Source organism: Acinetobacter amyesii, from assembly GCF_023499985.1.
Classification (GTDB): Bacteria; Pseudomonadota; Gammaproteobacteria; order Pseudomonadales; family Moraxellaceae; genus Acinetobacter; species Acinetobacter amyesii.
Window position 1 is genome coordinate 1 of sequence record NZ_JAMCOU010000018.1, and the last position, 22950, is coordinate 22950.

Annotated in this window: 18 protein-coding genes; 8 read left to right on the top strand and 10 right to left on the bottom strand. The window is 41.3% G+C overall.

Annotated elements, in window-relative coordinates; genetic code table 11:
• Positions 1-252 precede the first annotated feature (252 nt).
• Positions 253-1341, top strand: coding sequence for an SDR family oxidoreductase (locus M5F03_RS04355; RefSeq protein ID WP_249706873.1), 1089 nt, complete (start codon positions 253-255; stop codon positions 1339-1341).
• 65 nt (positions 1342-1406) lie between these two features.
• On the opposite strand, the gene M5F03_RS04360 is transcribed toward M5F03_RS04355, so the two are convergent.
• Together M5F03_RS04360 and omp38 are read right to left on the bottom strand one after the other, a co-directional pair.
• Positions 1407-3584 carry a TonB-dependent receptor gene (locus M5F03_RS04360; protein ID WP_249706875.1) on the bottom strand — a complete coding sequence of 726 codons (2178 nt, stop codon included), beginning with the start codon at positions 3582-3584 and terminating at the stop codon, positions 1407-1409.
• A gap of 423 nt (positions 3585-4007) precedes the next feature.
• Entirely contained in the window at positions 4008-5060 is a 1053-nt protein-coding gene (gene omp38, locus M5F03_RS04365) for an outer membrane protein Omp38 (RefSeq protein WP_249706877.1), read from the bottom strand.
• A gap of 378 nt (positions 5061-5438) precedes the next feature.
• Between omp38 and M5F03_RS04370 the strand changes: the two genes are divergently transcribed.
• From M5F03_RS04370 to M5F03_RS04380, 3 genes are all read left to right on the top strand, one after another.
• Positions 5439-5960, top strand: coding sequence for a GspH/FimT family pseudopilin (locus tag M5F03_RS04370; RefSeq protein WP_180133920.1), 522 nt, complete (start codon positions 5439-5441; stop codon positions 5958-5960).
• A 113-nt stretch (positions 5961-6073) separates the two neighbouring features.
• Positions 6074-7249 (top strand): thiolase family protein, encoded by a 1176-nt coding sequence (locus M5F03_RS04375; protein WP_180133919.1) that lies wholly within the window; start codon positions 6074-6076, stop codon positions 7247-7249.
• A 206-nt stretch (positions 7250-7455) separates the two neighbouring features.
• A complete protein-coding gene (locus M5F03_RS04380) occupies positions 7456-7905 on the top strand; it encodes a VOC family protein (protein ID WP_249706880.1) in 450 nt (149 codons plus the stop codon).
• Positions 7906-7975: 70 nt separating this feature from the next.
• On the opposite strand, the gene M5F03_RS04385 is transcribed toward M5F03_RS04380, so the two are convergent.
• From M5F03_RS04385 to M5F03_RS04405, 5 genes are all read right to left on the bottom strand, one after another.
• Positions 7976-8461 carry a DUF934 domain-containing protein gene (locus M5F03_RS04385; protein ID WP_249706882.1) on the bottom strand — a complete coding sequence of 162 codons (486 nt, stop codon included), beginning with the start codon at positions 8459-8461 and terminating at the stop codon, positions 7976-7978.
• Positions 8454-10097 (bottom strand): nitrite/sulfite reductase, encoded by a 1644-nt coding sequence (locus M5F03_RS04390; protein WP_078194255.1) that lies wholly within the window; start codon positions 10095-10097, stop codon positions 8454-8456. Before M5F03_RS04390 ends, M5F03_RS04385 begins: the two co-directional genes overlap by 8 nt.
• Positions 10098-10362: 265 nt before the next feature.
• Positions 10363-12768 carry a glucose/quinate/shikimate family membrane-bound PQQ-dependent dehydrogenase gene (locus M5F03_RS04395; RefSeq protein ID WP_249706886.1) on the bottom strand — a complete coding sequence of 802 codons (2406 nt, stop codon included), beginning with the start codon at positions 12766-12768 and terminating at the stop codon, positions 10363-10365.
• Positions 12769-12938: 170 nt separating this feature from the next.
• Positions 12939-14177, bottom strand: coding sequence for a carbohydrate porin (locus tag M5F03_RS04400; protein ID WP_249706944.1), 1239 nt, complete (start codon positions 14175-14177; stop codon positions 12939-12941).
• A gap of 216 nt (positions 14178-14393) precedes the next feature.
• Positions 14394-15515 carry a CaiB/BaiF CoA transferase family protein gene (locus M5F03_RS04405; protein ID WP_249706889.1) on the bottom strand — a complete coding sequence of 374 codons (1122 nt, stop codon included), beginning with the start codon at positions 15513-15515 and terminating at the stop codon, positions 14394-14396.
• A gap of 210 nt (positions 15516-15725) precedes the next feature.
• Here M5F03_RS04405 and M5F03_RS04410 point away from each other — a divergent pair, with 210 nt between their 5' ends.
• Positions 15726-16736, top strand: a complete 1011-nt coding sequence (locus M5F03_RS04410; protein ID WP_078190094.1) for an AraC family transcriptional regulator — start codon at positions 15726-15728, stop codon at positions 16734-16736.
• Between the two features lie 50 nt (positions 16737-16786).
• On the opposite strand, the gene M5F03_RS04415 is transcribed toward M5F03_RS04410, so the two are convergent.
• Complete coding sequence (locus M5F03_RS04415; RefSeq protein WP_111885037.1) at positions 16787-17056, bottom strand: hypothetical protein; 270 nt, start codon at positions 17054-17056, stop codon at positions 16787-16789.
• A gap of 206 nt (positions 17057-17262) precedes the next feature.
• On the opposite strand from M5F03_RS04415, the gene M5F03_RS04420 reads away from it, so the two are divergent.
• The 3 genes from M5F03_RS04420 (at position 17263) to M5F03_RS04430 (ending at position 21135) form a co-directional block, all read left to right on the top strand.
• On the top strand, positions 17263-18468 hold the full coding sequence (locus M5F03_RS04420; protein ID WP_249706892.1) for an acetyl-CoA C-acetyltransferase: 1206 nt from the start codon (positions 17263-17265) through the stop codon (positions 18466-18468).
• An 11-nt stretch (positions 18469-18479) separates the two neighbouring features.
• Entirely contained in the window at positions 18480-20612 is a 2133-nt protein-coding gene (locus tag M5F03_RS04425; RefSeq protein ID WP_249706895.1) for a 3-hydroxyacyl-CoA dehydrogenase NAD-binding domain-containing protein, read from the top strand.
• 184 nt (positions 20613-20796) lie between these two features.
• Positions 20797-21135 carry a hypothetical protein gene (locus M5F03_RS04430; RefSeq protein WP_249706897.1) on the top strand — a complete coding sequence of 113 codons (339 nt, stop codon included), beginning with the start codon at positions 20797-20799 and terminating at the stop codon, positions 21133-21135.
• A gap of 77 nt (positions 21136-21212) precedes the next feature.
• On the opposite strand, the gene M5F03_RS04435 is transcribed toward M5F03_RS04430, so the two are convergent.
• Both M5F03_RS04435 and M5F03_RS04440 read right to left on the bottom strand, forming a co-directional pair.
• Positions 21213-21638 (bottom strand): GNAT family N-acetyltransferase, encoded by a 426-nt coding sequence (locus M5F03_RS04435; protein ID WP_249706899.1) that lies wholly within the window; start codon positions 21636-21638, stop codon positions 21213-21215.
• A gap of 11 nt (positions 21639-21649) precedes the next feature.
• Positions 21650-22873: a class I SAM-dependent methyltransferase gene (locus M5F03_RS04440; RefSeq protein ID WP_249706902.1), complete on the bottom strand. Its 1224-nt coding sequence runs from the start codon at positions 22871-22873 to the stop codon at positions 21650-21652.
• Positions 22874-22950: the final 77 nt, after the last annotated feature.

Consider the following 22950-nt stretch of genomic DNA (forward strand, 5'->3'; position numbering starts at 1 on the left):
GTTTCAGAAAGCTTCTTTGAATCGATATATTTCATCCGCAGATTATGCATGAATATTTAAAATTCTTCGGTACAAATAATCAGCAAGAGACTGTTCGTTTTTTGATTTATGAAAGAGGCTTAATAAAAAAGTACTTTTACAGCATTCACATGCATTCTCTGCTGAATTTAGTGCGCATTAAACCCAATCATCAACATATATTTTTTCAAATCAATCAAAGACAAAACTAAATATTCTCAATATGATAAAAAAATGCGTCAATTAAAGTTGAAGAATATGAATAGCAAGACAACAAGACAGATACTCGTCACAGGCGCGACAGGCTATATTGCCAGTTGGGTCATTAAAAACTTACTTGAATTAGGTCATACAGTGCATGCCACAGTTCGAGATCTGAATAAAACATCAGGATTTGCACATCTCGAAAAAATTGCAGCTAAAACAACTGGCGCTTTAAAACTGTTTCAAGCCAATTTATTGGATGAGGGTGCATTTGATTCAGCCATGCAAGGTTGTGACATTGTGATCCATATGGCATCCCCTTTTGTTGTGACCAACTATAAAGACGCAATAAAAGACATTATTGAGCCGGCTATTTTAGGCACTGAAAATGTACTCAACAGTGTCAATAAAACAGAATCTGTACAACGTGTTGTCGTGACTTCAAGCATCGCATCAACCTATGGTGATGCTATTGATATTCTACAGACCGAGCATAATGAATTTGATGAATCGCATTGGAACACTTCTAGCTCTGAGACGCATCAGCCTTATCCGTATTCAAAAGTTATGGCAGAGCGAAAAGCATGGGATATGCAAAAAGCACAACAACGCTGGGATTTGGTTTGTGTAAATCCAGCCTTAGTGATGGGCCCTTCATTAACAGCATCGACTCAGTCTGGCAGTGTTGAGGTTTTACAGCAGTTTGCCAACGGTATGACTTTGGCGGGTGTTCCACCAATGTGGAATGGAATTGTCGATGTCCGTGATGTCGCCGATGCGCACGTACAAGCAGCATTAAACCCTAAAGCATCAGGTCGTTATATCATTAGCGGTGGTACTTTAAGTTTATTAGAAATGGGGAAAATATTACGCTCGCATTTTGGTAATAAATTTCCTTTTCCACGCAATACCTTACCGAAGTTTGCCTTTAAAGCATTTGGCCCTCTTGCGGGTTTCCCACGTAAATTTGTTGAACTCAATATGGGCTACCCAATTTACTTTAATGCAGATAAGAGCAAGAAAGAATTAGGGATCGAATACCGCAATATTCAAAACAGTGTGGTTGAGCATTTCCAACAACTCCTCGATGACGGTGTGGTGAAGCAATATATTCCGTAAATCATTCATTTGCAAAAAAGCCACCTTGAATAGGTGGCTTTTTATATTAAAAAAACTAATCTAACTTAGAAATCAAAAGTCACGCCGACTTTATAGGTACGTGGACCACCCACTAAGGCATAACCTGAGTTGAATGTACCTTCCCAATATTTCTCATCAGTCACGTTATCAACATTGGCTAAGAATGTAGTATTTACACCACCCAAATTGGTTTTATAACGCGCACCTAGATCTAAAATTGTGTAGTCTGGTAGTTTAAGACTATTAGTTTCATTTAAATATTGTTCACTCACATAATTTGCACGCGCATTCACATTTAAACCATCTACATAAGGTACCGCATAATCTAAGCCAAGCGTTGCGGTAAAGTCAGGAATACCATATACCGTATTGCCTTGATTAGTTACACCATTTTTCACCGCTGCTTTGGTATATTCAGCATCGATATAAGCCAAACTACCCATCAGATTTAGACCTGTATAAATCTCTCCTGAAAATGCCCATTCCACGCCATGTGAACGTGTTTCTGCATCATCTGTGGTAATTTGATTGATTGTACTATTGGGTTGACCATCAGAATATGAAGATACCATGGTCGATGGTTTTTCAATTTGATAAAGGGCAAATGTATTCAACCAAGAACCTACTTGATATTTTGCACCCAATTCATATTGTTTGGTTTGGAATGGCGCAAAGGTGACATTATTGTTGGCATCTGCAACGTTATTCACCGTTACCCCTTCAGAAAGTCCCTCTACATAGTTTGCATAAATAGAAAGATTCTCACCAAAAGGTTTAACCACGACACCTAAGCTTGGCGAAATTTTATCATCTTGATAGCCAGTCTTTCTTTGTAAATTCTTGGTATCGATATCCTGATAGCGTGCACCAACAATCAGCTGCAATTTATCATTTAACATCGAAATCTGATCAGACACCGTATAGCTGACATATTTATTGTCTAAGTTTGGTTGAACCACAGGATAAGCTGAAGGCATACCGATAGTGGTGTTAGGATCATATAAATTGGTTGACTCAATATTCTCTTGCGTCGCTTTCACATGCTGATCTGTTTCTTTGGTCAAGTAGTCAGCTCTTACATTTAAGGCATGTTTTACAGCACCTGTATTAAACTTATATTGGAAACCTGTATTGGCTGATGTAATCGACTCAGATGACCCTGTACGATAGTACTGTGAAGTAGCATGACCATCAGCTTGCCCTACGATAAGACGCGTACCAAAAATGTGTCCGCTATAGGCCTTTTCAATATGCCCTACACCTGCATACACATTTAAATCAGGTGTAAATGCATATTCACCACTTAATCCTACAAACTCACTATCTGTATGACCTTCTAAATTACTAAAATAATTGGTATCGCCTTTAGGCGCATCAAGTACGCCATTATAGATATGACCATGTGCGTCTTTCACGCCGAACGCGACCATTGCAGGTGACCCACCATTACGATCATCACGTACCGCATAGGCATCAAAATTAAGTTTTAACTTATCCGTTGTATAGTCTGCAGCAATTGCACCTGATGCATGTTTATCTTCCATGCCTTCAATAATGTGCTCACCTTGACCATAAGCACCATTCACACGTAGACCAAATTCTTTTTCAGCACCAAAACGTCGCGAAACGTCAAAACCTGATTGGTAAAAACCACCTTCTTCCATTGAAGCTGAAACTTGAGTTTTTTCTTTATCTGCACGCTTAGTTTTAGCGATGACCACACCACCGACCCCACCAGCAGGCGACATACCTGCAACCAAGGCATTCGGGCCTTTTAAAACCGTTACCGAATCTAGAAATTCAGTCGGTACGCGTCCATAAGGCGCCATACCGTATATACCATTGAGTGCAATGTCATCGTGATTGATGTCAAAGCCACGAATATTAAAGTTTTCGTTTATATGACCTTGGTTGGTGGTAATACGGATACTCGCATCATTTTTTAAAACTTCACCAACTGTCCTAGCCTGCTGTTCTTCAATTAACTTTTCACTATATGCAGCAACGCTAAAAGGCGTATCAACAATTTTTTTATTTCCCAGTGCACCAAGGTCTGTCTGCGCTTTCAATTTTCCATTTGCAAGCTGCTTTTCGGCTGGCACTTCAACTTCAATTGTTTCAAGCACGGTTCGCTCTGCTGCATTTACTACTGCAGATGTACCCACCCCTAAGATCGCGATTGAAATCGCACGGACTAAATGAGTTTTTGGAAAATTGATCATTGTTGAACGCTTAATTTATTTGAATAAGAATCATTATTATATTTATAATAATTCTTAACTGCATTATAAATCCCGATGATTATACTTTTTTAATGAAAAATATAAATATTCATTTTTTATAAATTGTAGATAATACAAATGTAAATAATTGTTTTTTATTGCTTTTATAAAAAAATAAATACAATCTGTGTATGTTCAATTAAAGCTCTTAGGCAAATAAATGATTAATTAATATACAAATAGTTTGAATTTTTACATGCTTTATTGCCTTTGAATAGATAAATCCTTTTACATCCAAAAATTATTCAAAAGTTAATAACGCATTTTAGTTAGTGCCTGTTAGCCAAATTTAAGTCCCTTTTTTAAATTAAAAAAAAAGCGACTCAAAAGAGCCGCTTTTTTCTAACCGAAGTTAAACTCAAATTATTGAGCTTGACCAGGTTGAGCCACTACAGTACGGCTACCAGAAATCGTAGCGAATACGCGACGGTTCATAGCACGGCCTTCTTTAGTGTTGTTGTCAGCGATCGGTTGATCCCACGCGAAACCTTGAGTAGATAAACGAGCTGGGTCAACGTTGTATTCGTTAACAAGTGAAGATTTAACAGAGTTAGCACGAGCTAGTGATAAACGTTCGTTTAGAGCACGTGGACCAGTGTTGTCTGTGTGACCTTCGATTTTAGCTGTAGCATTAGGGTATTCGCCCAATTTTTCAGCTACTTTAGCGATTTCAGGTTTGTATTGATCTTTGATGTTTGATTTGTTTGTATCAAAGAACACACGAAGTTCCATGTTAAGATCTTCAGTCAACTCTTGAGGAGCTGGAGCAACTGGAGCAACTGGAGCTACAGGAGCAACTTCAACTACAGGAGCAGCAGGTTTCAAGTGACCGCCAAGAACTACGTTAAGACCAGCTAAAGCTGTGTAGTTCCAGAAATCTTCATCGATGTTGTAAGTAGCACGAGCTTCAGTACGTAGAGATAAAGCATCGTTTAAGCGCCAGAAAGCACCTAGACCAGCATTACCTAAAGTACCTTCTTCAGTAGTACCACGATCAGGACCATTAATACCACGTGCTGCAGCATCATCAAATTTGTATTTGTAGTGACCAGCACCTAATAATACATATGGCTTAACTTTGCTGTCATAGTTTTTAGTGATCAAATCAGAAGTAGCATAAAAGTTACCGTTAATTTGAGTTTGCTTGTATTCGCCTTGATCAACGTCTACATCACCTTTAACTTGGTTGTATTCAGCTTCGAAACCTAACCATGGAGTTAATTCAACACCAAGAGCTGCACCAACAAACAAGTCGTCTTGTAGCTCAGGGCTATCAGTTAAGTTGCCACGGCTGTTGTTGTGTTGAGAATCTTGGAAAGTGTAACCAAGCATTAATGGAGTAACAGTTACGCCTGCGTTTGCAGCTGCTAAAGGAGCAGCTACGAGCATTGCTAATGCAATACGACTCATTTTCATGGATTTATCCTCCAGAGATAACAATTGTTGTTCAAGCTCAAGCCGAAAAATTGGCTATCCTGAGATAGGCTTTCTTATACCCCAGTTTTTTTTTTAAGCTATTCACGCTGAATCATACAAACACTTTTTTCTTTTTCCAAGTGCTTGATTAATCTAATCAAGTAAATTATTGACAAAATTACTTACAATTTCCGTTGTAATTCGGTAAATTTTTACTCAATTTTGAGCAGTGAATCGCCTATTGTCACTTGCTATTTTCATTTTAACAGCTTTATCTAAAATTGAGTAATAAAATTCTATACTCAAAATTAATATCGCCATTAAAAACACATATAACATTAGACATATAAAAATAATATTAAATTTTGGATTAAATCAATGCTTTACAATAAAGAAACCGGCTTTACGTTATTTGAACTTTTGGTCTCAATTGCGATTATGGTCATTATCGTGACGATAGCTTTACCACATTTCAACAATTTAATGGCGCAGCGAGAAGCGAATAACATCAAATCGACTATTCAAAATCACAATGCATTCGCACGAGCTCAGGCCACAATTTATCACTCCAATATTGTGATTTGTCCTAGTCTTGACTTTAAACTTTGCCAACCTAACAACTGGAACAGTGGACTGATCATATTTATTGACAGTAATAAAAACCGTCAAGTCGATGCAAATGAAAAAATATTACGACAAGACAAACTCAATTTAAAATATGGCGATCTCTCTTGGCGTGGGACTCTACACATTCCAAGTCTCACCTTTCAAGCCAGCTCCGGTTTACCCAATGGTTCAAATGGTAGTTTCTACTACTGTTCGAAATCAACGCTTCAACCGATCCGAGCAGTCTTAAGTCGAATGGGACATTTACGATTTGAAAACCCAATCAGTTGCTAATTTGAGAACCGGTGAGTCCAAAGCAGCCTTTTAAATTTGCTTTATTCCTGTTCAATTTTACTTATACTGCTGACGTATTCAAAAATTAATGTATAAGAAAATGGAGACATGTAATGACTGATATCGTCATCGTGAATGGTGCCCGTACAGCAATGGGTGGTTTTCAAGGGAGTTTAGCCGCTGTCACTGCACCAGAATTAGGCGCAGTTACGATTAAAGCAGCCATCGAACGCGCGGGTATACAACCGACAGATGTTGAAGAAGTCATTATGGGCTGTGTGCTTCCGGCTGGTCTGAAACAAGGTCCTGCCCGTCAAGCGATGCGTAAAGCCGGTCTTCCAGATTCAACTGGTGCCGTAACCATCAACAAGCTGTGTGGTTCAGGTATGAAGGCCGTGATGCAAGCGGCAGATATGATTAAGGCAGGTTCGGCTCAAGTCGTGGTTGCAGGTGGTATGGAGTCAATGACCAATGCCCCTTATGTTTTAACCAAAGCACGAGCTGGCTACCGTATGGGCCACGGTGACGTTAAAGATCATATGTTCTTAGATGGTTTAGAAGATGCAGAAACGGGCCGACTCATGGGTTCTTTTGCGCAGGATATGGCAAACACAAAAGGCTATACACGTGAACAAATGGATGACTTCGCCATTCGCTCGCTTAAACGTGCGCAAACTGCAATTACTGAGGGTTATTTTGCTGACGAAATCGTGCCTGTCACTGTTTCGAGTCGTAAAGGCGATGTGATTATCGATAAAGACGAACAGCCTTTTAACGCTAATATCGAAAAAATTCCAACGCTGCGCCCTGCTTTTGCTAAAGATGGAACGATTACCGCTGCCAATGCCAGTTCTATTTCTGATGGCGCATCTGCTTTAGTTTTAACATCAGCAGATCAAGCTTCAGCAAAAGGTTTAAATCCGCTCGCAAAAATTGTGGCTTATGCATCAAATTCACAGCATCCTTCAGAATTTACCATTGCACCTGTAGGCGCAATTCAAAAAGTTCTAGATAAATCGGGTTGGAATGTTGCTGATGTCGATTTATGGGAAATTAATGAAGCTTTTGCCATGGTCACGATGTGCCCTATTGATGAATTTAAATTAGATGCTGAAAAAGTAAATATCAACGGGGGTGCTTGTGCGCTTGGACATCCTGTTGGTTCTACAGGTTCACGCATTATCTTAACGCTGATCCATGCATTAAAACGTACAGGCGGTAAACGTGGTATTGCAGCGCTGTGTATTGGCGGTGGTGAAGCGACTGCTGTGGCGATTGAATTGCTTTAATCCTCTGCTGACTCCCTTCACAAAGGCCGATTTAGAGGGAATATTCTTTAATCCTCCCCTAACCCCTCCTTTAATAAAGGAGGGAGACTGAAAATCCCTCTGTAAGAGGGATTTTTTATGCTTACATTTTAGACATAAATTGTTCACATACAGCTCAGCCAAGGCTCTTAAAATAAATGTCGACATAATAAAAATGGATGACCACCATGCAGCTCAATCACTACTTGAATTTTCAAGGCAATACCGAGGCAGCCTTTAATTTTTATCGTTCTGTATTTGGTGGAGAGTTCCTCAATGTGATGCGTTATGGTGATATGCCTGCTGAGGAAGGCATTTCACTATCCGATGCAGATCAGCAAAAGATTATGCATATTTCCCTACCGATCAATGAATTTACCGTGCTGATGGCCTCAGATGTCAACGAACAATTTTGTGCACAAACCAACCAAACCTTTACCGTAGGCAGCAATCATTATATTTCGATTAATTTAGAAAGCAGTGAACAAGCTGAAGCCAAACGATTGTTTGATGCATTGTCCAAAGGAGGCTCTATAGAAATGCCTCTCGAAAAGACCTTCTGGGACGCGCTGTATGGCGCATTTACCGATCAGTTTGGCATTAAATGGATGGTCAATTGCCAGCTTAAAAATGAATAATCACTCATTAAAAGTATTTCGATCAATAAAAAAGCCTCCGAACGGAGGCTTTTTTAATCAATCATGGCACTTAAGCACCTGTTTGATAATGCGCTTGCGGCACTGCAGTTGAAGCTTGATATGGATTGGTAAAATCATCTAAGCCACCAGCAGCTTCAGCAATATCTTTACCTTCTTTCACCACAAAAGTATCGAAACCTGAACGCTTCATGTAGTTCAACACATCTTTGAATACATCACCTGTTGCACGTAGCTCGCCTTGAAAACCTTGGCGACGTAACAATGCAGCAAATGAGTAACCTCGACCATCGTTAAAACCGGCAAATTCGATGAAAATAGCATCTAACTGGTCAAGCGGGAATTCATTGGTTTCAGGTGAAGCATCCACCGTTACGAAAAGTGCTTTTTTACCAGACACATTCGCCAGTTGATCTAACTGCTCAACTGTTAAAACCACGTCACCTTGTGGCAACACACCATCTTCACCAATGACTTGGTAAGTATTGTCTGCAATCGAGCCATCTTTAGAGAGGACTTGTAGTGCTGTATTAAGCATATGCACGCTCCTTAAATGGTTGGATTCCAACACGGCGGTAAGTATCAATAAACTCTTCGCCTTCTGCACGAAGGTCTAGATAAGTATTTAAGATTTCTTCAATGATGTCTGGTACAACTTCGGCTGCAAATGATGGGCCTAAGATGTCACCAATTGATGCATCATGGTCGGCATTACCACCCAAAGTGATTTGATAGAACTCAGCACCCTTTTTATCTACACCTAAAATACCGATATTACCGACATGGTGGTGACCACACGCATTCATACAACCAGAGATGTTTAGATCCAATTTACCTAAATTGTAAATGGTATCTAAGTCATCAAAACGACGTGTAATGGCTTCAGAAATTGGAATCGATTTCGCATTTGCCAATGAACAGAAATCACCACCTGGGCAGCAAATGATGTCGGTTAAGAACCCAATATGCGCACGTGCAAGATTATGTTGATCAAGGATTTTCCATAGATCAAACAAATCTTTTTGCGGTACATCAACAAGCGCAATGTTTTGCTCATGTGTGGTACGGAACTCACCAAAGGTATATTTGTCAGCCAAGTCAGCAATCAGGTTCATTTCTTCAACAGTCATATCGCCCGGTGCAATACCCGCACGTTTCAAAGAAATCGTAACGATGCGGTAACCTTTGACTTTATGTGCATTGGTGTTGATGTTGAACCATTGTTTAAATTTCGGCTCTGCGGCAAATTGCTCTGCGAAATCTTCATCCGCATAATCTTGGTAATCAAATGGTGTGAAGTTCTCATCCATTTTCGCCAAGGTATCAGCATCAATTTTTAAAGTTTTGATGGTATGTGCAAATTCAGCTTCCACTTTCTCTGCAAATACTTCTGGTGTTAATGCTTTCACCAAAATTTTGATACGCGCTTTATATTTGTTATCACGACGACCGTGTAAGTTGTATACACGAAGTACCGCTTCTAAATAAGCAATCAAATCTTCACGTGGCAAGAAGTCACGAATAAAGCTACCAATCACTGGGGTACGGCCTAAACCACCACCAACTTTGATTTTATAGCCAATCTCGCCTGCTTCATTTTTCACGATATACACACCGATATCATGGAAAGACGTTGCCGCACGATCAGTTTCTTCCAGTGCTGAAACTGCAATTTTGAACTTACGTGGCAAGAAAGCGAATTCTGGGTGGAAAGTCGACCATTGACGAATCAATTCACACGTTGGGCGTGGGTCAGCAATTTCACCCGCAACCACACCTGCATATTGGTCAGTGGTTGTGTTACGAATACAGTTACCCGAAGTTTGAATCGCATGCATTTGAACAGATGCGAGCTCTTGTAACATATCAGGCACATTTTCTAGTGCAGGCCAGTTAAACTGAATGTTTTGACGAGTAGATACGTGCGCATAACCACGGTCATAGTCCTGAGCCAATGACGCAATTTTACGTAATTGTTTAGAATTCATCAGGCCATAAGGTACTGCAATACGTAGCATCGGTGCATAACGTTGTACATAAAGGCCGTTTTGAAGACGCAGTGGACGGTATTCATCTTCCGTCAATTTACCTGCTAAATAACGTTCCGTTTGATCACGGAACTGTGCAACACGTTCATTAACCAGTTGCTGGTCAAAATCAGTATATAAATACATGGCGTACAGCTAGTAATTTCTATTATAACAATGCACAGCATAACGAGATTTTATCTATCAAGAAAATGCGTTTTTTACATATTTAATAGCGATTTTATTGATAAGACTGTCGCAATTTCACTGATATAGCGGATTTCGGTCCTTTACTTTTTATTTATTAATATATTGAATTATTTTTCTATTACTTAGCATAAATTTACATAAAGAATTTCAGCCAATAAAAAGCCCGATAAATCGGGCTTTTTATTTAGCGATGTAAAATCACTTATTTTTTATCTGGTAAAGCATACGCAACAAGGTAATCACCAAGTTTTGTACCAAATGAACCATGACCACCAGCCATGATCACAACATATTGTTTACCATTTGCTTCATAAGTCATTGGAGTCGCTTGACCACCTGCTGGTAGACGACCTTCCCACAAAGTATCACCATTCGTTACATTGATTGCACGGATATAGTTATCTTGTGTTGCGCCTACAAACATGACATTACCAGCAGTCGAGATTGATCCACCAAGACCCGGTACACCAATTTTCACAGCAGGTAATTGGAACAATTTCGGTAAACTATCACGAATTGTACCTATACGTTTTTTCCAGACCACTTCATGTGTATTTAAATCTACACCTGCAGTAAAGCCCCATGAAGGTTGTTTACAAGGTAAGCCAAGTGGTGACAAGAAGGCTTTGATTTCCACACCATAAGGTACGCCATACATCGGTTGCACGCCTTGTTCAGTACCCGCACCTTTCGCAGTTTGCTCACGGTTTGGATCTGTAGGAATCAACTTAGTGACAAATGGCAAGCCAATTGGGTTCATCACAGCAACTTGACGGTCTTGGTTCACCGACATACCACCCCATTCGAATACCCCAAGGTTACCTGGGAATACCAATGTGCCATTTTCAGAAGGTGGTGTATAAATACCGTCGTAGTTTAATGATTTGAAATACACACGACACATCAACTGGTCAAACATAGTGGCACCCCACATTTGTTTATCAGTCAATTTATCTTTTGGTGCTAAATCAAAATCAGAGAACGGTTGAGTTGCAGAATAATGCTCACCTTTAGTTTGTGGACCACGTTTTACAGTTTGTGGAACCGCTTTTTCGGTGATTGGCACAATCGCTTTACCAGTACGACGGTCAAGGACGAATGCATTACCTGTTTTGGTTAAGACATAAATCGCAGGAACAGTATTACCCGATTTATCTTTGATATCTGCCAATGAAGGTTGTGATGGTACATCCATATCCCACAAATCATGATGTGTGGTTTGGAAGTTCCAAATCAATTTACCAGTCGATGCATTGATCGCAAGCATTGAGTTTGCATAGCGTTCATCTAATGGCGTACGGTGACCACCAAAAATGTCTGGTGTGCCTACACCTGTTGGCACATAAACGATGTCAAGTTTTTCGTCATATGCTAAAGGTGCCCATGCATTCGGTGAGGCTACAGAGTATTTTTGACCTTCGCCTGGCATGGCATTTGGATCTTCCGCCCCTGTATCAAAGATCCACAATAATTCACCGGTATTGACATCATAACCACGGATGACACCAGATGGCTCTTTAGTCGAGAAGTTATCGGTAGTTGAACCGCCTATCACAATGGTTGTGCCAGTAACCACTGGAGGTGAAGTTGGGATATAACCGCCCGGATACGGATAAGGCATATCTTTTTGTAGATCGACTTCGCCGTTATGACCAAAATCACTACATGCTTTACCTGTGTCAGCATTGACTGCAACCAAACGACCATCATTTACAGGCAAGATAACTTTGCGCGGACATTCAGTTGAAGTCGAGCGTTTGTTCTCTAAGCTTTTTGCAAACTGAGTGGTATTTGCTGCGTCAAAATAAGACACACCACGACATGTTAAATGTTGATAGGTATTGTCCGCTTTAAGTTTTGGATCGAATGCCCATTTTTGTTTACCTGTCGCAGGATCAAGTGCAATTAAACGTTGGTGAGTTGTACACATAAACATGTCATTGCCGACTTTAATCGGAGTGACTTGGTTTGTGGTTTCACCTGAGTCATTTTCTGTTGGTAACTCACCTGTACGGAAAGTCCATGCTACTTCTAAATCTTTAACGTTGTCGCTATTGATTTGGGTGAGTGGAGAATAACGTACACCACCTTGTGTACGACCATAGGCAGGCCAATCTTCAGGAGCAATACCCTCAATCGCTTTGGCTGTTTGAGGTTGTGCATTTTTAATTTCACCGTGAATTTCTTGCGGATCATTAAAAATTGAATAGATCATCACGATAATCGCAATCACCAGTGTGCCTGATAATGTAATTTTCGCAGTTTTGCCATTTTCCATACCGCGTGTCACGGCAGGAATCAGTAACCAAAGGCCCAATAAGCCTAAAATATCAAAACGCGGTGCAAGTGCCCAAAAGTCAGACCCTGCCTCCCAAAGTCCCCAAATCACTGTACCCAGCATCAACGCTGCATAAATGTATAAAGAACTGTTTTGAATTTTTCTTAAGTATATTGCTGAAGCCAGCATTAACAGGCCGGCGATAATGTAGTACCAAGAACCGCCAAGGACTGCCAGCCAGATACCACCAATCAATAGAACCAAGGCGAAAATTGCCATCACAACGACGGTAAATGTTCGCATCCCAGTTCCGGTAGATGGGTTGCTCATGTTGACCACCTCTATTGTCGAATGTTGTATTTGGTGCGTGAAACACATTCAACACACCACCGTTTTTATGTCGCAAAGAGAAGTTGTTACAAAAACAATTCAAGAGGAAATATCGTAATTTTTCTCAGAATTACCGAATTGCTTTTATAAGAACTCTAATTTGACATCAATTAAAATGCTGTTTGAAATTTGATACCGCCGACCCACGCATTCTCACCATTTTTGTAAGCACCGACGTGACGGATATATTGAATATTTGGACGAATAGTCAGCCAGTTTGCTGCATGAATACCGTAGTAAATTTCTGCGTCATACTCTTCACTTTGTAGACCGCGTGCATCAACGCTGTTATTGGCAATATTGGCATCATTCACATCATCATTAATGCTGATACGACCTAAACCAATCGCAATTTCATCCTGAGGACGTGCATCGAATGCACCTTTGTAGACCAAGCCAATGTTTTGCATATCACTCACATTGTTGGTGTCTGAGTCATGCACGGTGACATTCACAAAACCGCTTAAGCCACGTGAAGCATCGTCTTTGTGTGCTGTCAGTTGTTGTTTCGCCACAATCCAACCACCTTGATGGTGATCTTTTTCATTTACTGGGCTATCAATGACATCGGCATCAGCGGTACTGTAGTAGTAACCTGCACGGTATTCACCCGGTAGCTTTTGTATCCCCACTTTTGGAGTCCACACCACTTCAGCAGGAATAATCGCACCTTTAGAACCATCAGTACTCAAGTTCCAACCTTTACCACGTTTTAGATTTTCAGGGTTGTATTCATAACCCCCGACTTGTGCATAGAGTTCAGGCTGAATGTTATATTTCACGCGAGCAGCCCATTGGCTGACTGGCCAGTTGTACCATTGGTCACCGACCCAGTTACCCACTTGTGAACCACAAAGTGCTAAGTTTTGAAAGTCACAGTCAAAGCTGTTGAAATCTTCACCTTCACCAAAACGACCGACTTTAATATCTAATTTTTGGTCTAAGAATTTTTTCTTGATCCAAAAATCAGTCAAACGCCAAGTTTGACCACGACCCCACACTTCTTGTGTTGCACTTAAATGACCATTTAATGCATCTGAAGTTTGAGACAATGAACGACCATTACGTTCAGTGATATTGATTTGCGCTTCGGTATCTTTCCAACCCGCAATTTTTTCTAAATCGAGATGTGCCCCGATCGCGAATTGGTCCGCATATTCAGTGCCATGACTTGAAGCATGCTTTGCATCTAACAAAGTAGCTAATTCGCCACCATAACTAAAACTAAAATCGTAACCTTTCTGTTGAAGCGCTGTTCGTTGACCGTTCCAATCACCGAACATCCATGGGCTTTCAGAACTGAAAGCATCTGCAGCAGTTGCCGCTTGGGTTGCTGAACCCGCAAGCATTATTCCGAGGCTAAGATATAAAGATCCAAGTTTACTCACAGCTATTTTCATTTGGAGACCTATATACCAATTGTGTTAATAGTTCACATAATACTCTCACATTTGTATAATTTATTTATTTTTTTGTTAACAACACTCAATATTTATATAGATATTTATCTAATTAAGAGATTTTAAAGGTTTTATTGTTTAACTTATCACCTTTTTTTATACCATTCATAACCAATTATCCGCACCTAAAGTTTTACCCACATGGGTATAAATCAATGCTGATCTAGAAAATTTAATCGGACATGCCAGTTGAGTTTGTGTCATTGTGTCGCCTTCTTGTAGCGGAACTTCAACACACCAATGTCGCTCTTGGGCCAATTGTGAATTTAGAGCTTCGTCCAAACTTAAAACTGGTTCCACACAGACATCTTGAGAGGCAAAAATCTTTTTCCACTCAGCCCATGTTTTGGTTAGTATTTTTCGGGCAATTGCATGCTTAATTTCAGTCTGGTCTTGCGGATCAAATGACATGCCTTGCGTTGCTAAAGCGGGTAAATCTAGAATTTGCGCCAATCCATGTAAAAACTGTGGCTCCAAACCACCTATAGACAGATAGCGACCATCTTGGGTTCGATAATAGTCATAGAAACTTCCGCCATTCAGATGTGCCGTCTCTGCCGCGGTTACCGCATTGGCAGCCAATACGCCAGTTGCAGCCATATTGTTCAATGCGACAGCGCAATCGGTCATGGAAATATCAATATATTGTCCTAAGCCGCTCCGGTAACGCTCAATCACCGCAGCTAAGATGCCAGTAATCGCATGCATTGATCCGCCTGCCACATCGGCAATTTGAATCCCCATCGGTGGCGGGCCACTATCTTGGCGTCCGCTATGACCTGAAATGCCTGATAAAGCCAAGTAATTGATGTCATGCCCTGCACGGTCTTTGTAATGTCCGGTTTGACCATAACCCGTAATCGAGCAGTAAATAAGTCGCGGATTAATTTCGGCCAAATCTGCATAATCCAAACCCAAGCGTTGCATGACACCTGGACGAAATTGTTCTACCACAATATCAAAATCTGAAATTTTGGCTTTGATCAATTCAATACTTTTCGGATCTTTTAAATCTAATGCGATGGATTGTTTATTGCGATTTAAATAACTATGCGCTGTGGCTTGCCCATTGGCATAAGGTGGCATCAAACGAACCAGATCGGGACGCGTCGGTGACTCAATATGCACAACTTCCGCACCCATGTCAGCCAAATACAAGGTCGCAAATGGCCCTGGGAGTAATGTCGAAAAGTCGAGTACTTTCAATCCTTTTAAAGCAGCTTCCATGGATATTTTTCTCTAATTGTGTAGATTTTTTATCCATGGTAGAAATATAAAATGATTAAAACAATGTCATGTTCAGCCATTTACCTTGATAGTTTCGGCAATTTACCATGTAAAAATGGCAAAACCGCTGTTGTAAATTGCCATGATTTCTTTTTTTAGCGTCATTTAGGTCAAACATTTGTGAACATTAAAGAGACTGAAGGATTAAACATGAGTCGTGATACGATCAGTATCCATTTCGTCAACGCAGCCTTAACTGGTGTGAAACGTCTCGGCATGGATGTCGAAACTTTATTGTCTCATGTTGGCATTGAGGCTGAACTTCTACGCCAACCCAAAGCCCGTATTTCACCTGAACAATACACACGTTTTATTAAAATGTTGTGGATGGTGACTCAAGACGAACATGTCGGTTTTGATATTCAACCGCGCCGCTTGGGTACTTTTGCCATTATGTGCCAATTGATTATTCATGCAAAAACCCTCGGTGATGCACTCGAATTGTCTTCGCAGTTCTACAAACTGTTTGGCGATGAATGGTCGGTGACACTAGAACGTGATAAGCACGAAGCACGTTTAGTTCCTCAAATTCCAAAATCTATGGACCCAGACCATTTCATTACAGAAAGTATGCTGATGATTTGGCATGGTCTCGCTTCTTGGTTGATTGAACGTCGTCTGCCTTTAGAGCGTGTTCACTTCGGTTATGAACGTCCTGAACATGCTGACGAATATGATGCCTTGTTTTTTGCACCTGTCATGCAGTTTGATACACCACGAACTGAAATTACATTTGCAGCGGATTATTTAGATTTACCCATTCGTCAAAACGAAGAAACGCTTGAAGAATTCTTAAAAGCGGCTCCTGCACAGTTATTGGTTAAATTTAAAAATACCAATTCATTAACATCTCGTATCCGTGATGTGCTGAAGAGTCAAATTGGCGAAGAAATGCCAACCTTGAACGATGTTGCTTCAATGCTGTATCTATCTCCGCAAACACTACGTCGTCGTTTAGCCGCTGAAGGTAAGAGCTACCAAGGTGTAAAAGATGCTTTACGTCGAGATGCTGCAATTCACTTATTGCTTAACCCAGACTTAACGCTTGAAGATGTTGCACAGCAAGTCGGCTTTAGTGAAACAAGTACTTTCCACCGTGCATTTAAAAAGTGGACCGGTGTAACACCAGGCCTATATCGCCAATTACATGGTTATCACTAAGCAACATTCAAAAATAGCATTCTCTAAAACCTGATCTCGATCAGGTTTTTTTATTTCGGAAAATCTGCACGTTGTTTTTGACAAAGCAATGGATCGACGGGCGTGATCACGCGTTTACCATCCTGTATCCGATACATTTCTGCCTTGGTCACATGATCATTTCGATCATACTCACAGGCTAAACCGCCCGTCCCCTCATCTGAGGGATGAATGCGATAGATCATATAAATATAAAAACCGATCATGCATACAAAACCTAAGCAGCCTACTAGTACTAGCCAAGCTAGACCTTTCAACACTCGCTTCACATTTTTATGCATAAGCAGATCTTCAATATGTACTGAATCGATAGCAACTGATCTTAACCGATCCTCGCTTTCAATGTGCAGGTTGATTTTTATCTTATTCAGCAGCAAGCGTTGACCAAAAATATCAAACGACTCGCCCGTTCTCATCATTGCACTAGGTTGATTAATCCGTACACTCAAAAAACCAATAAAAATTTATAGATCATAGGGACAGGATTATGAGCGAGGCTTACATCATTGATGCCATTCGCACACCGCGCGGCAAAGGAAAAAAAGACGGTTCACTATATGCCGTTAAACCGATTAGCCTACTGACCGGTTTATTGAACGAATTACAAAACCGACATCAATTTGACACCGCTGCAGTTGACGACATTGTACTGGGCTGTGTAACCCCCATTGGTGACCAAGGCGCAGACATTGCCAAAACCGCAGCCATTGCAGCAGGTTGGGACAATGATGTGGCAGGCGTTCAAATCAACCGTTTTTGTGCATCAGGTTTAGAAGCCGTCAATATGGCAGCGCAAAAAGTCCGCTCTGGCTGGGAAGACCTTGTAGTGGCTGGCGGTGTTGAGTCGATGTCTCGTGTGCCAATGGGCTCAGATGGCGGCCCTTGGGCGCTCGACCCTGAAACCAATATGGCCTGTGATTTTATACCACAAGGCATTGGGGCAGATTTAATTGCCACCATTGACGGTTATAGCCGAGCAGATGTGGATGCCTTTGCAGCCAACTCTCAGCAAAAAGCCGCAGCAGCCCAAGCCAAGGGTTATTTTGACAAATCTGTCGTTCCAGTTAAAGACAAAGCAGGCGTCACTGTTTTAGCCAAAGATGAATTTATTAAACCAACGACCACAGCAGAAGGCTTGGGCAAGCTCAACCCAAGTTTTGCCATGATGGGGCAAATGGGCTTTGATGCCATTGCCTTGCAAAAATATCCTGAAGTCGGCGCAGTCAACCATGTACACCATGCGGGGAACTCATCGGGCATCGTTGATGGTGCTGCCGTAGTATTGCTTGCCTCTGAAAAAGCGATCAAAGAACAAGCCCTAAAACCGCGTGCCAAAGTGCTTGCCACTGCATTGGTGGGTGCAGACCCAACCATTATGCTGACTGGCCCTGCACCTGCTGCGCGTAAAGCCTTAGCCAAAGCTGGCCTAACCATTGATGATATTGACCTATTTGAAGTGAATGAAGCTTTTGCAGCTGTGGTGATGCGTTTTATCACCGAACTCAAGGTGGACCCTGCCAAAGTCAATGTGAATGGCGGCGCAATTGCATTAGGACATCCGCTGGGTGCAACAGGCGCCATGATTTTAGGCACCCTGATGGATGAACTAGAACGCCAAGGTAAAAAACGCGGCTTAGCAACACTTTGCGTGGGTGGCGGTATGGGCATCGCAACGATTATTGAGTTGGTATAAGGAGAGTAAAAATGAGCGCAATTCAATTTGAAAAAAATGCCGACAATATCGTCATTTTAACTTTAGATTCTCCAAACCAATCTGCCAACACCATGAATGCAGACTTCCGCACGGCACTGGCTGAAACGGTAGACAAACTGCAAGCAGATGAAAATATTGCAGGGATTATTTTTCGTTCCGCAAAAAAAACCTTCTTTGCCGGCGGCGACTTAGACGAACTGATTCAAGCTACACCTGAGCATGCGACAGAATTCTTCAATATGATTGAAGAGATGAAAGCCAAACTGCGTTATATCGAAACCCGTGGCATTCCTGTTGTAGCAGCCTTAAATGGTACAGCGCTTGGCGGTGGCTGGGAGTTAGCTCTTGGCTGTCATTATCGAATCGCCCTTAATGATGCTAAAGCGAAATTTGGCTTACCTGAAGTAACTTTAGGTTTACTGCCGGGTGGTGGCGGTATTGTTCGTATGGTACGTTTATTGGGTCTGCAAAATGCATTTCCGCTCTTGATGGAAGGCAAACAAATTGGTGTCGAAAAAGCCAAATCATTGGGGCTGATTCAAGACACTGCAGATAGCCTTGAAGACTTGATGGAAAAAGCCATTGCGTGGGTGAAAGCCAATCCAAAATCACAACAACCCTATGATGTAAAAGGCTATAAAATTCCGGGTGGCTCGCCATCAACTCCAGCGGTGGCACAAATGCTTGCCATTGCCCCTGCTATGCTGCGTGATAAAACCAAGGGCTGTTACCCTGCGCCTGAAGCCATAATGTCAGCAGCGGTTGAAGGTGCTCAAGTCGATGTCGATACGGCGCTCACCATTGAATCACGTTACTTTACTTACCTTGCAACCGGTCAAATTTCTAAAAATATGATCGGCACCTTTTGGCATGGTCTCAACGCTATTAAGTCTGGTGCAAGCCGTCCAAAAGACGTTGCGAAATGGCAAGCCAACAAAGTCGGCATTTTGGGTGCAGGCATGATGGGTGCAGGCATTGCTTATGCCACAGCATCAAAAAGCATTGCAGTTGTACTCAAAGATGTTTCTGTAGAAGCTGCTGAAAAAGGCAAAGCCTATAGCCAAAAACTGCTGGATAAAAAAGTATCTCAAGGCCGTTTAAGCGCAGAAAAGCGTGATCAAGTTTTAGGACTGATTCATGCCACAGCAGATGCTGCCGACCTGCAAGGCTGTGACTTAATCATTGAAGCGGTATTTGAAAATGTCGAACTCAAAGCCAAAGTGACACAAGAAGCAGAAGCCTATCTGGCAGAGAGTGGTATTTTTGCGTCCAATACTTCTACATTGCCGATTTCAGGCTTGGCCAATGCATCTCAAGATCAAGCAAAATTTATCGGGCTGCATTTCTTTAGCCCTGTCGACAAAATGCAATTGGTCGAAATCATTAAAGGCAAAAATACATCAGCTGAAACCTTAGCCAAAGCCTATGACTATGTGCAGCAAATTGGTAAAACGCCAATTGTAGTCAATGACAGCCGTGGCTTCTTTACCAGCCGTGTCTTTGGCACCTTTGTGCAAGAAGGTTTACGTCTATTGGCTGAAGGCGTGCACCCTGCCCGCGTTGAAATGGCTGCGCTGAAAGCCGGCATGCCTGTAGGTCCATTGGCCATACAAGATGAAGTGTCTTTAACACTCTCTGAGCATGTTGCGGCCGAGACACGTAAAGCCTTGCAAGCCGAAGGCAAAGACCTACCACGTTCAGGTGCGGATGAGGTGATTCAGACAATGATTCATGAGTTCGGACGTAAAGGTAAAGCTGCCGGCGCAGGTTTTTATGAATATCCTGAAGGCGGTAAAAAGCACCTTTGGGATGGCTTGAGCAAATGGCAGAAAGATAATGCTATTTCTGAACAGGAAATGATTGACCGCTTCCTGTTTGTACAGTCGCTCGATACGCTGCGCTGCCTAGAAGAAGGCGTACTTGAATCAACAGTAGATGGTAATGTCGGATCAATCTTCGGGATTGGTTTTGCCCCTTGGACAGGTGGTGCACTTCAATTTTTAAATCAATATGGTTTGGAAAAAGCGTTACTTCGTGCCAATACACTAGAAGCAAAATATGGCGAACGCTTCAAAGCACCGCAATTGCTGAAAGACAAAGTGGCAAAAGCTGAGCAGATTTAATTATTCATTTTGAGCATGCAAATTTTGCTGTTCAATCACATCAAAAGGAGCTTCGGCTCCTTTTTATTTTCCTTCTCAGTCGCGTGTTTGCAAACAAGTCTAGAATTTACGCGAACTCTCATCTGTTTTATGTTATAAAGTAACAAGTTTTTTGATTTCTTTTTATCCGATTGAGTAGCTTGTTATGACTGATCATACTTCTCCTGAAAAATCACCGTGGGGCTGGAAGGCACTGATTATCTTCTGTATTTTAGGTGCGCTATTCATGGGTATTTTCTGGCTTGCTGTGACCAATGAACCAGACTATATGCCTAGCCAACAGAAAAAAGACAATACTCAACAGCATGCATTTAAAAATGCCCCTGTGATGTCAGAAGAAGCGTTGAAAAAGGCGCAAGCTGATCAAGCAGCTCGTGAAGCTTCTGCGCCGACTGCAGCAGATATGCATATGACTGAAGAACAACATGCACATATGGATGACATGAGCCCTGAACCTACTGCATCGAATGATCATAGTCACTAAGCTTTGACCTCATCTATATAAAAAAAACGCTTAAAATATTAAGCGTTTTTTATTTATAGATGTCCAATTTTACGTATTTAAGCCAAAGCCATGTACATATCTTGATGCGGAATACCACAATCTAAATATTCATCACCTTCAACAACAAAACCTAAAGCTGCATAAAACGGTATAGCATGCACTTGTGATGATAGTTTTAAATATTCACGTTGCCCTAATTTCGCTTGTTCGATGATAGCTTGCATCAAGATTTTACCAATACCCTGACCGCGATGAGCCTTTAAAACAGCAACACGACCTATACTGTTATTTTTCAACAAACGTGCAGTTGCAATAGCTTTCATCCCATCATGAACAATAAAATGCAGTGAAATCGCATCTTCTGCATCCCATTCATCTTCGGGCGATATCTGCTGTTCTAAAATAAAGACCTGTTCACGTATCGGCCGAGCTGCAGATGCCAGTTGCTCCCACGGACCAAATTGAATATTTAACTGCTGCATCCCTTCATCCTTTAGCATTTACAGCCAATATCTTGCTGGTCCCATTGATCATTCAATAATAATTCTAACGAATGCTTTTGAATGCCATACATGTCTTTTAAAGCTTGGATCTGCGCCAATACCGCTTGATCAGGTTCGACATAGTCTGCACGTTTGGTTGCCAAGATCATTTTATTTTTACTGGTATGTTCAAGTGCCACAAATTCAAAGACTTTGGTTTCATAACCATATGCTTTCAATAAAAGTGCACGAATCGTGTCAGTAAGCATCTCTGCTTGCTGGCCTGCATGAATACCAAATTGCAACATCGGTGCAAGTACTTGCGGCGCTTTCAATTGCGGACGCAGTTCTTTATGACAACACGGCGCGCACATGATCATTTGCGCATTTAATCGAATACCGGTATGAATCGCAAAGTCCGTTGCCACATCACAGGCGTGCAGCGCAATCATGACATCTAAGCGCTCAGGCGCATAGGTACGAACATCGCCTTGGAAAAAATCCAGTTGGCTGAAATTCGACTGCTGAGCAACGCTTTGGCAAAATTCCACCATTTTTGGATTCAGCTCAACCCCAGTCACTTTAGGCACTTGCTGGTGTTTTGCTAAATAATCATATAATGCAAAAGTTAGATATCCCTTGCCTGAACCAAAATCTACAACATGTAGAGATTGATCAGTCTCTTTAATCTGACTTAAAGCGCCTGAAAAAATTTCTACAAATTTATTAATTTGTTTCCATTTACGCGCCATGCTCGGAATAATTTGTGCTTTGGCATCCGTAATACCGAGTGGCTGTAAGAAATAACTGTCTTGATCGACATAGCGATGTTTTGCTCGATCATGCCCTTGCTGCTCCGTAGGATTTTTCCCTAAGGCTGGCTGCTTTTTGCTGATGCTTAGCATGGCTTTCTTTTTATTTTTCTTAAGCTGAATTTCTTCATCTAAGGTCATCAGGTTGGCTTGCTTACAACAACTCAATAAACTTTCGACTTGTTGATATGCAGCTGCCATTGGATAGTTTTTGGTGATGTCTTGGGTTTTATAACGATATAAACAGCTAAGAAATGACTCACCTTGCAGCGAAATGACTCGTAAGGTCATTTTTTCTAATTGGTCTAATTCACCTTTATACTGACTCAAGATCATGCGATCAAAACGCTGTGTTTCAATGGCTTGCTGAAAGGCTGCTAAAAATTGCTGCTCTTGCGTAGAGGAAGAAGCCAATGATGACATAATATAAACCTAGATAAATTTGCAAAACAATTTTAAATCTTCTTACACCAAAAGCAAAATTGAATTACTATACATGT

Excerpts from the sequence above, each read along its gene's own strand:
- M5F03_RS04355 (WP_249706873.1), top strand. The coding sequence starts at position 253 with ATGCGTCAATTAAAGTTGAAGAATATGAATAGCAAGACAACAAGACAG.
- M5F03_RS04360 (WP_249706875.1), bottom strand. The coding sequence starts at position 3,584 with ATGATCAATTTTCCAAAAACTCATTTAGTCCGTGCGATTTCAATCGCG.
- omp38 (WP_249706877.1), bottom strand. The coding sequence starts at position 5,060 with ATGAAAATGAGTCGTATTGCATTAGCAATGCTCGTAGCTGCTCCTTTA.
- M5F03_RS04370 (WP_180133920.1), top strand. The coding sequence starts at position 5,439 with ATGCTTTACAATAAAGAAACCGGCTTTACGTTATTTGAACTTTTGGTC.
- M5F03_RS04375 (WP_180133919.1), top strand. The coding sequence starts at position 6,074 with ATGACTGATATCGTCATCGTGAATGGTGCCCGTACAGCAATGGGTGGT.
- M5F03_RS04380 (WP_249706880.1), top strand. The coding sequence starts at position 7,456 with ATGCAGCTCAATCACTACTTGAATTTTCAAGGCAATACCGAGGCAGCC.
- M5F03_RS04385 (WP_249706882.1), bottom strand. The coding sequence starts at position 8,461 with ATGCTTAATACAGCACTACAAGTCCTCTCTAAAGATGGCTCGATTGCA.
- M5F03_RS04390 (WP_078194255.1), bottom strand. The coding sequence starts at position 10,097 with ATGTATTTATATACTGATTTTGACCAGCAACTGGTTAATGAACGTGTT.
- M5F03_RS04395 (WP_249706886.1), bottom strand. The coding sequence starts at position 12,768 with ATGAGCAACCCATCTACCGGAACTGGGATGCGAACATTTACCGTCGTT.
- M5F03_RS04400 (WP_249706944.1), bottom strand. The coding sequence starts at position 14,177 with ATGCTTGCGGGTTCAGCAACCCAAGCGGCAACTGCTGCAGATGCTTTC.
- M5F03_RS04405 (WP_249706889.1), bottom strand. The coding sequence starts at position 15,515 with ATGGAAGCTGCTTTAAAAGGATTGAAAGTACTCGACTTTTCGACATTA.
- M5F03_RS04410 (WP_078190094.1), top strand. The coding sequence starts at position 15,726 with ATGAGTCGTGATACGATCAGTATCCATTTCGTCAACGCAGCCTTAACT.
- M5F03_RS04415 (WP_111885037.1), bottom strand. The coding sequence starts at position 17,056 with ATGCATAAAAATGTGAAGCGAGTGTTGAAAGGTCTAGCTTGGCTAGTA.
- M5F03_RS04420 (WP_249706892.1), top strand. The coding sequence starts at position 17,263 with ATGAGCGAGGCTTACATCATTGATGCCATTCGCACACCGCGCGGCAAA.
- M5F03_RS04425 (WP_249706895.1), top strand. The coding sequence starts at position 18,480 with ATGAGCGCAATTCAATTTGAAAAAAATGCCGACAATATCGTCATTTTA.
- M5F03_RS04430 (WP_249706897.1), top strand. The coding sequence starts at position 20,797 with ATGACTGATCATACTTCTCCTGAAAAATCACCGTGGGGCTGGAAGGCA.
- M5F03_RS04435 (WP_249706899.1), bottom strand. The coding sequence starts at position 21,638 with ATGCAGCAGTTAAATATTCAATTTGGTCCGTGGGAGCAACTGGCATCT.
- M5F03_RS04440 (WP_249706902.1), bottom strand. The coding sequence starts at position 22,873 with ATGTCATCATTGGCTTCTTCCTCTACGCAAGAGCAGCAATTTTTAGCA.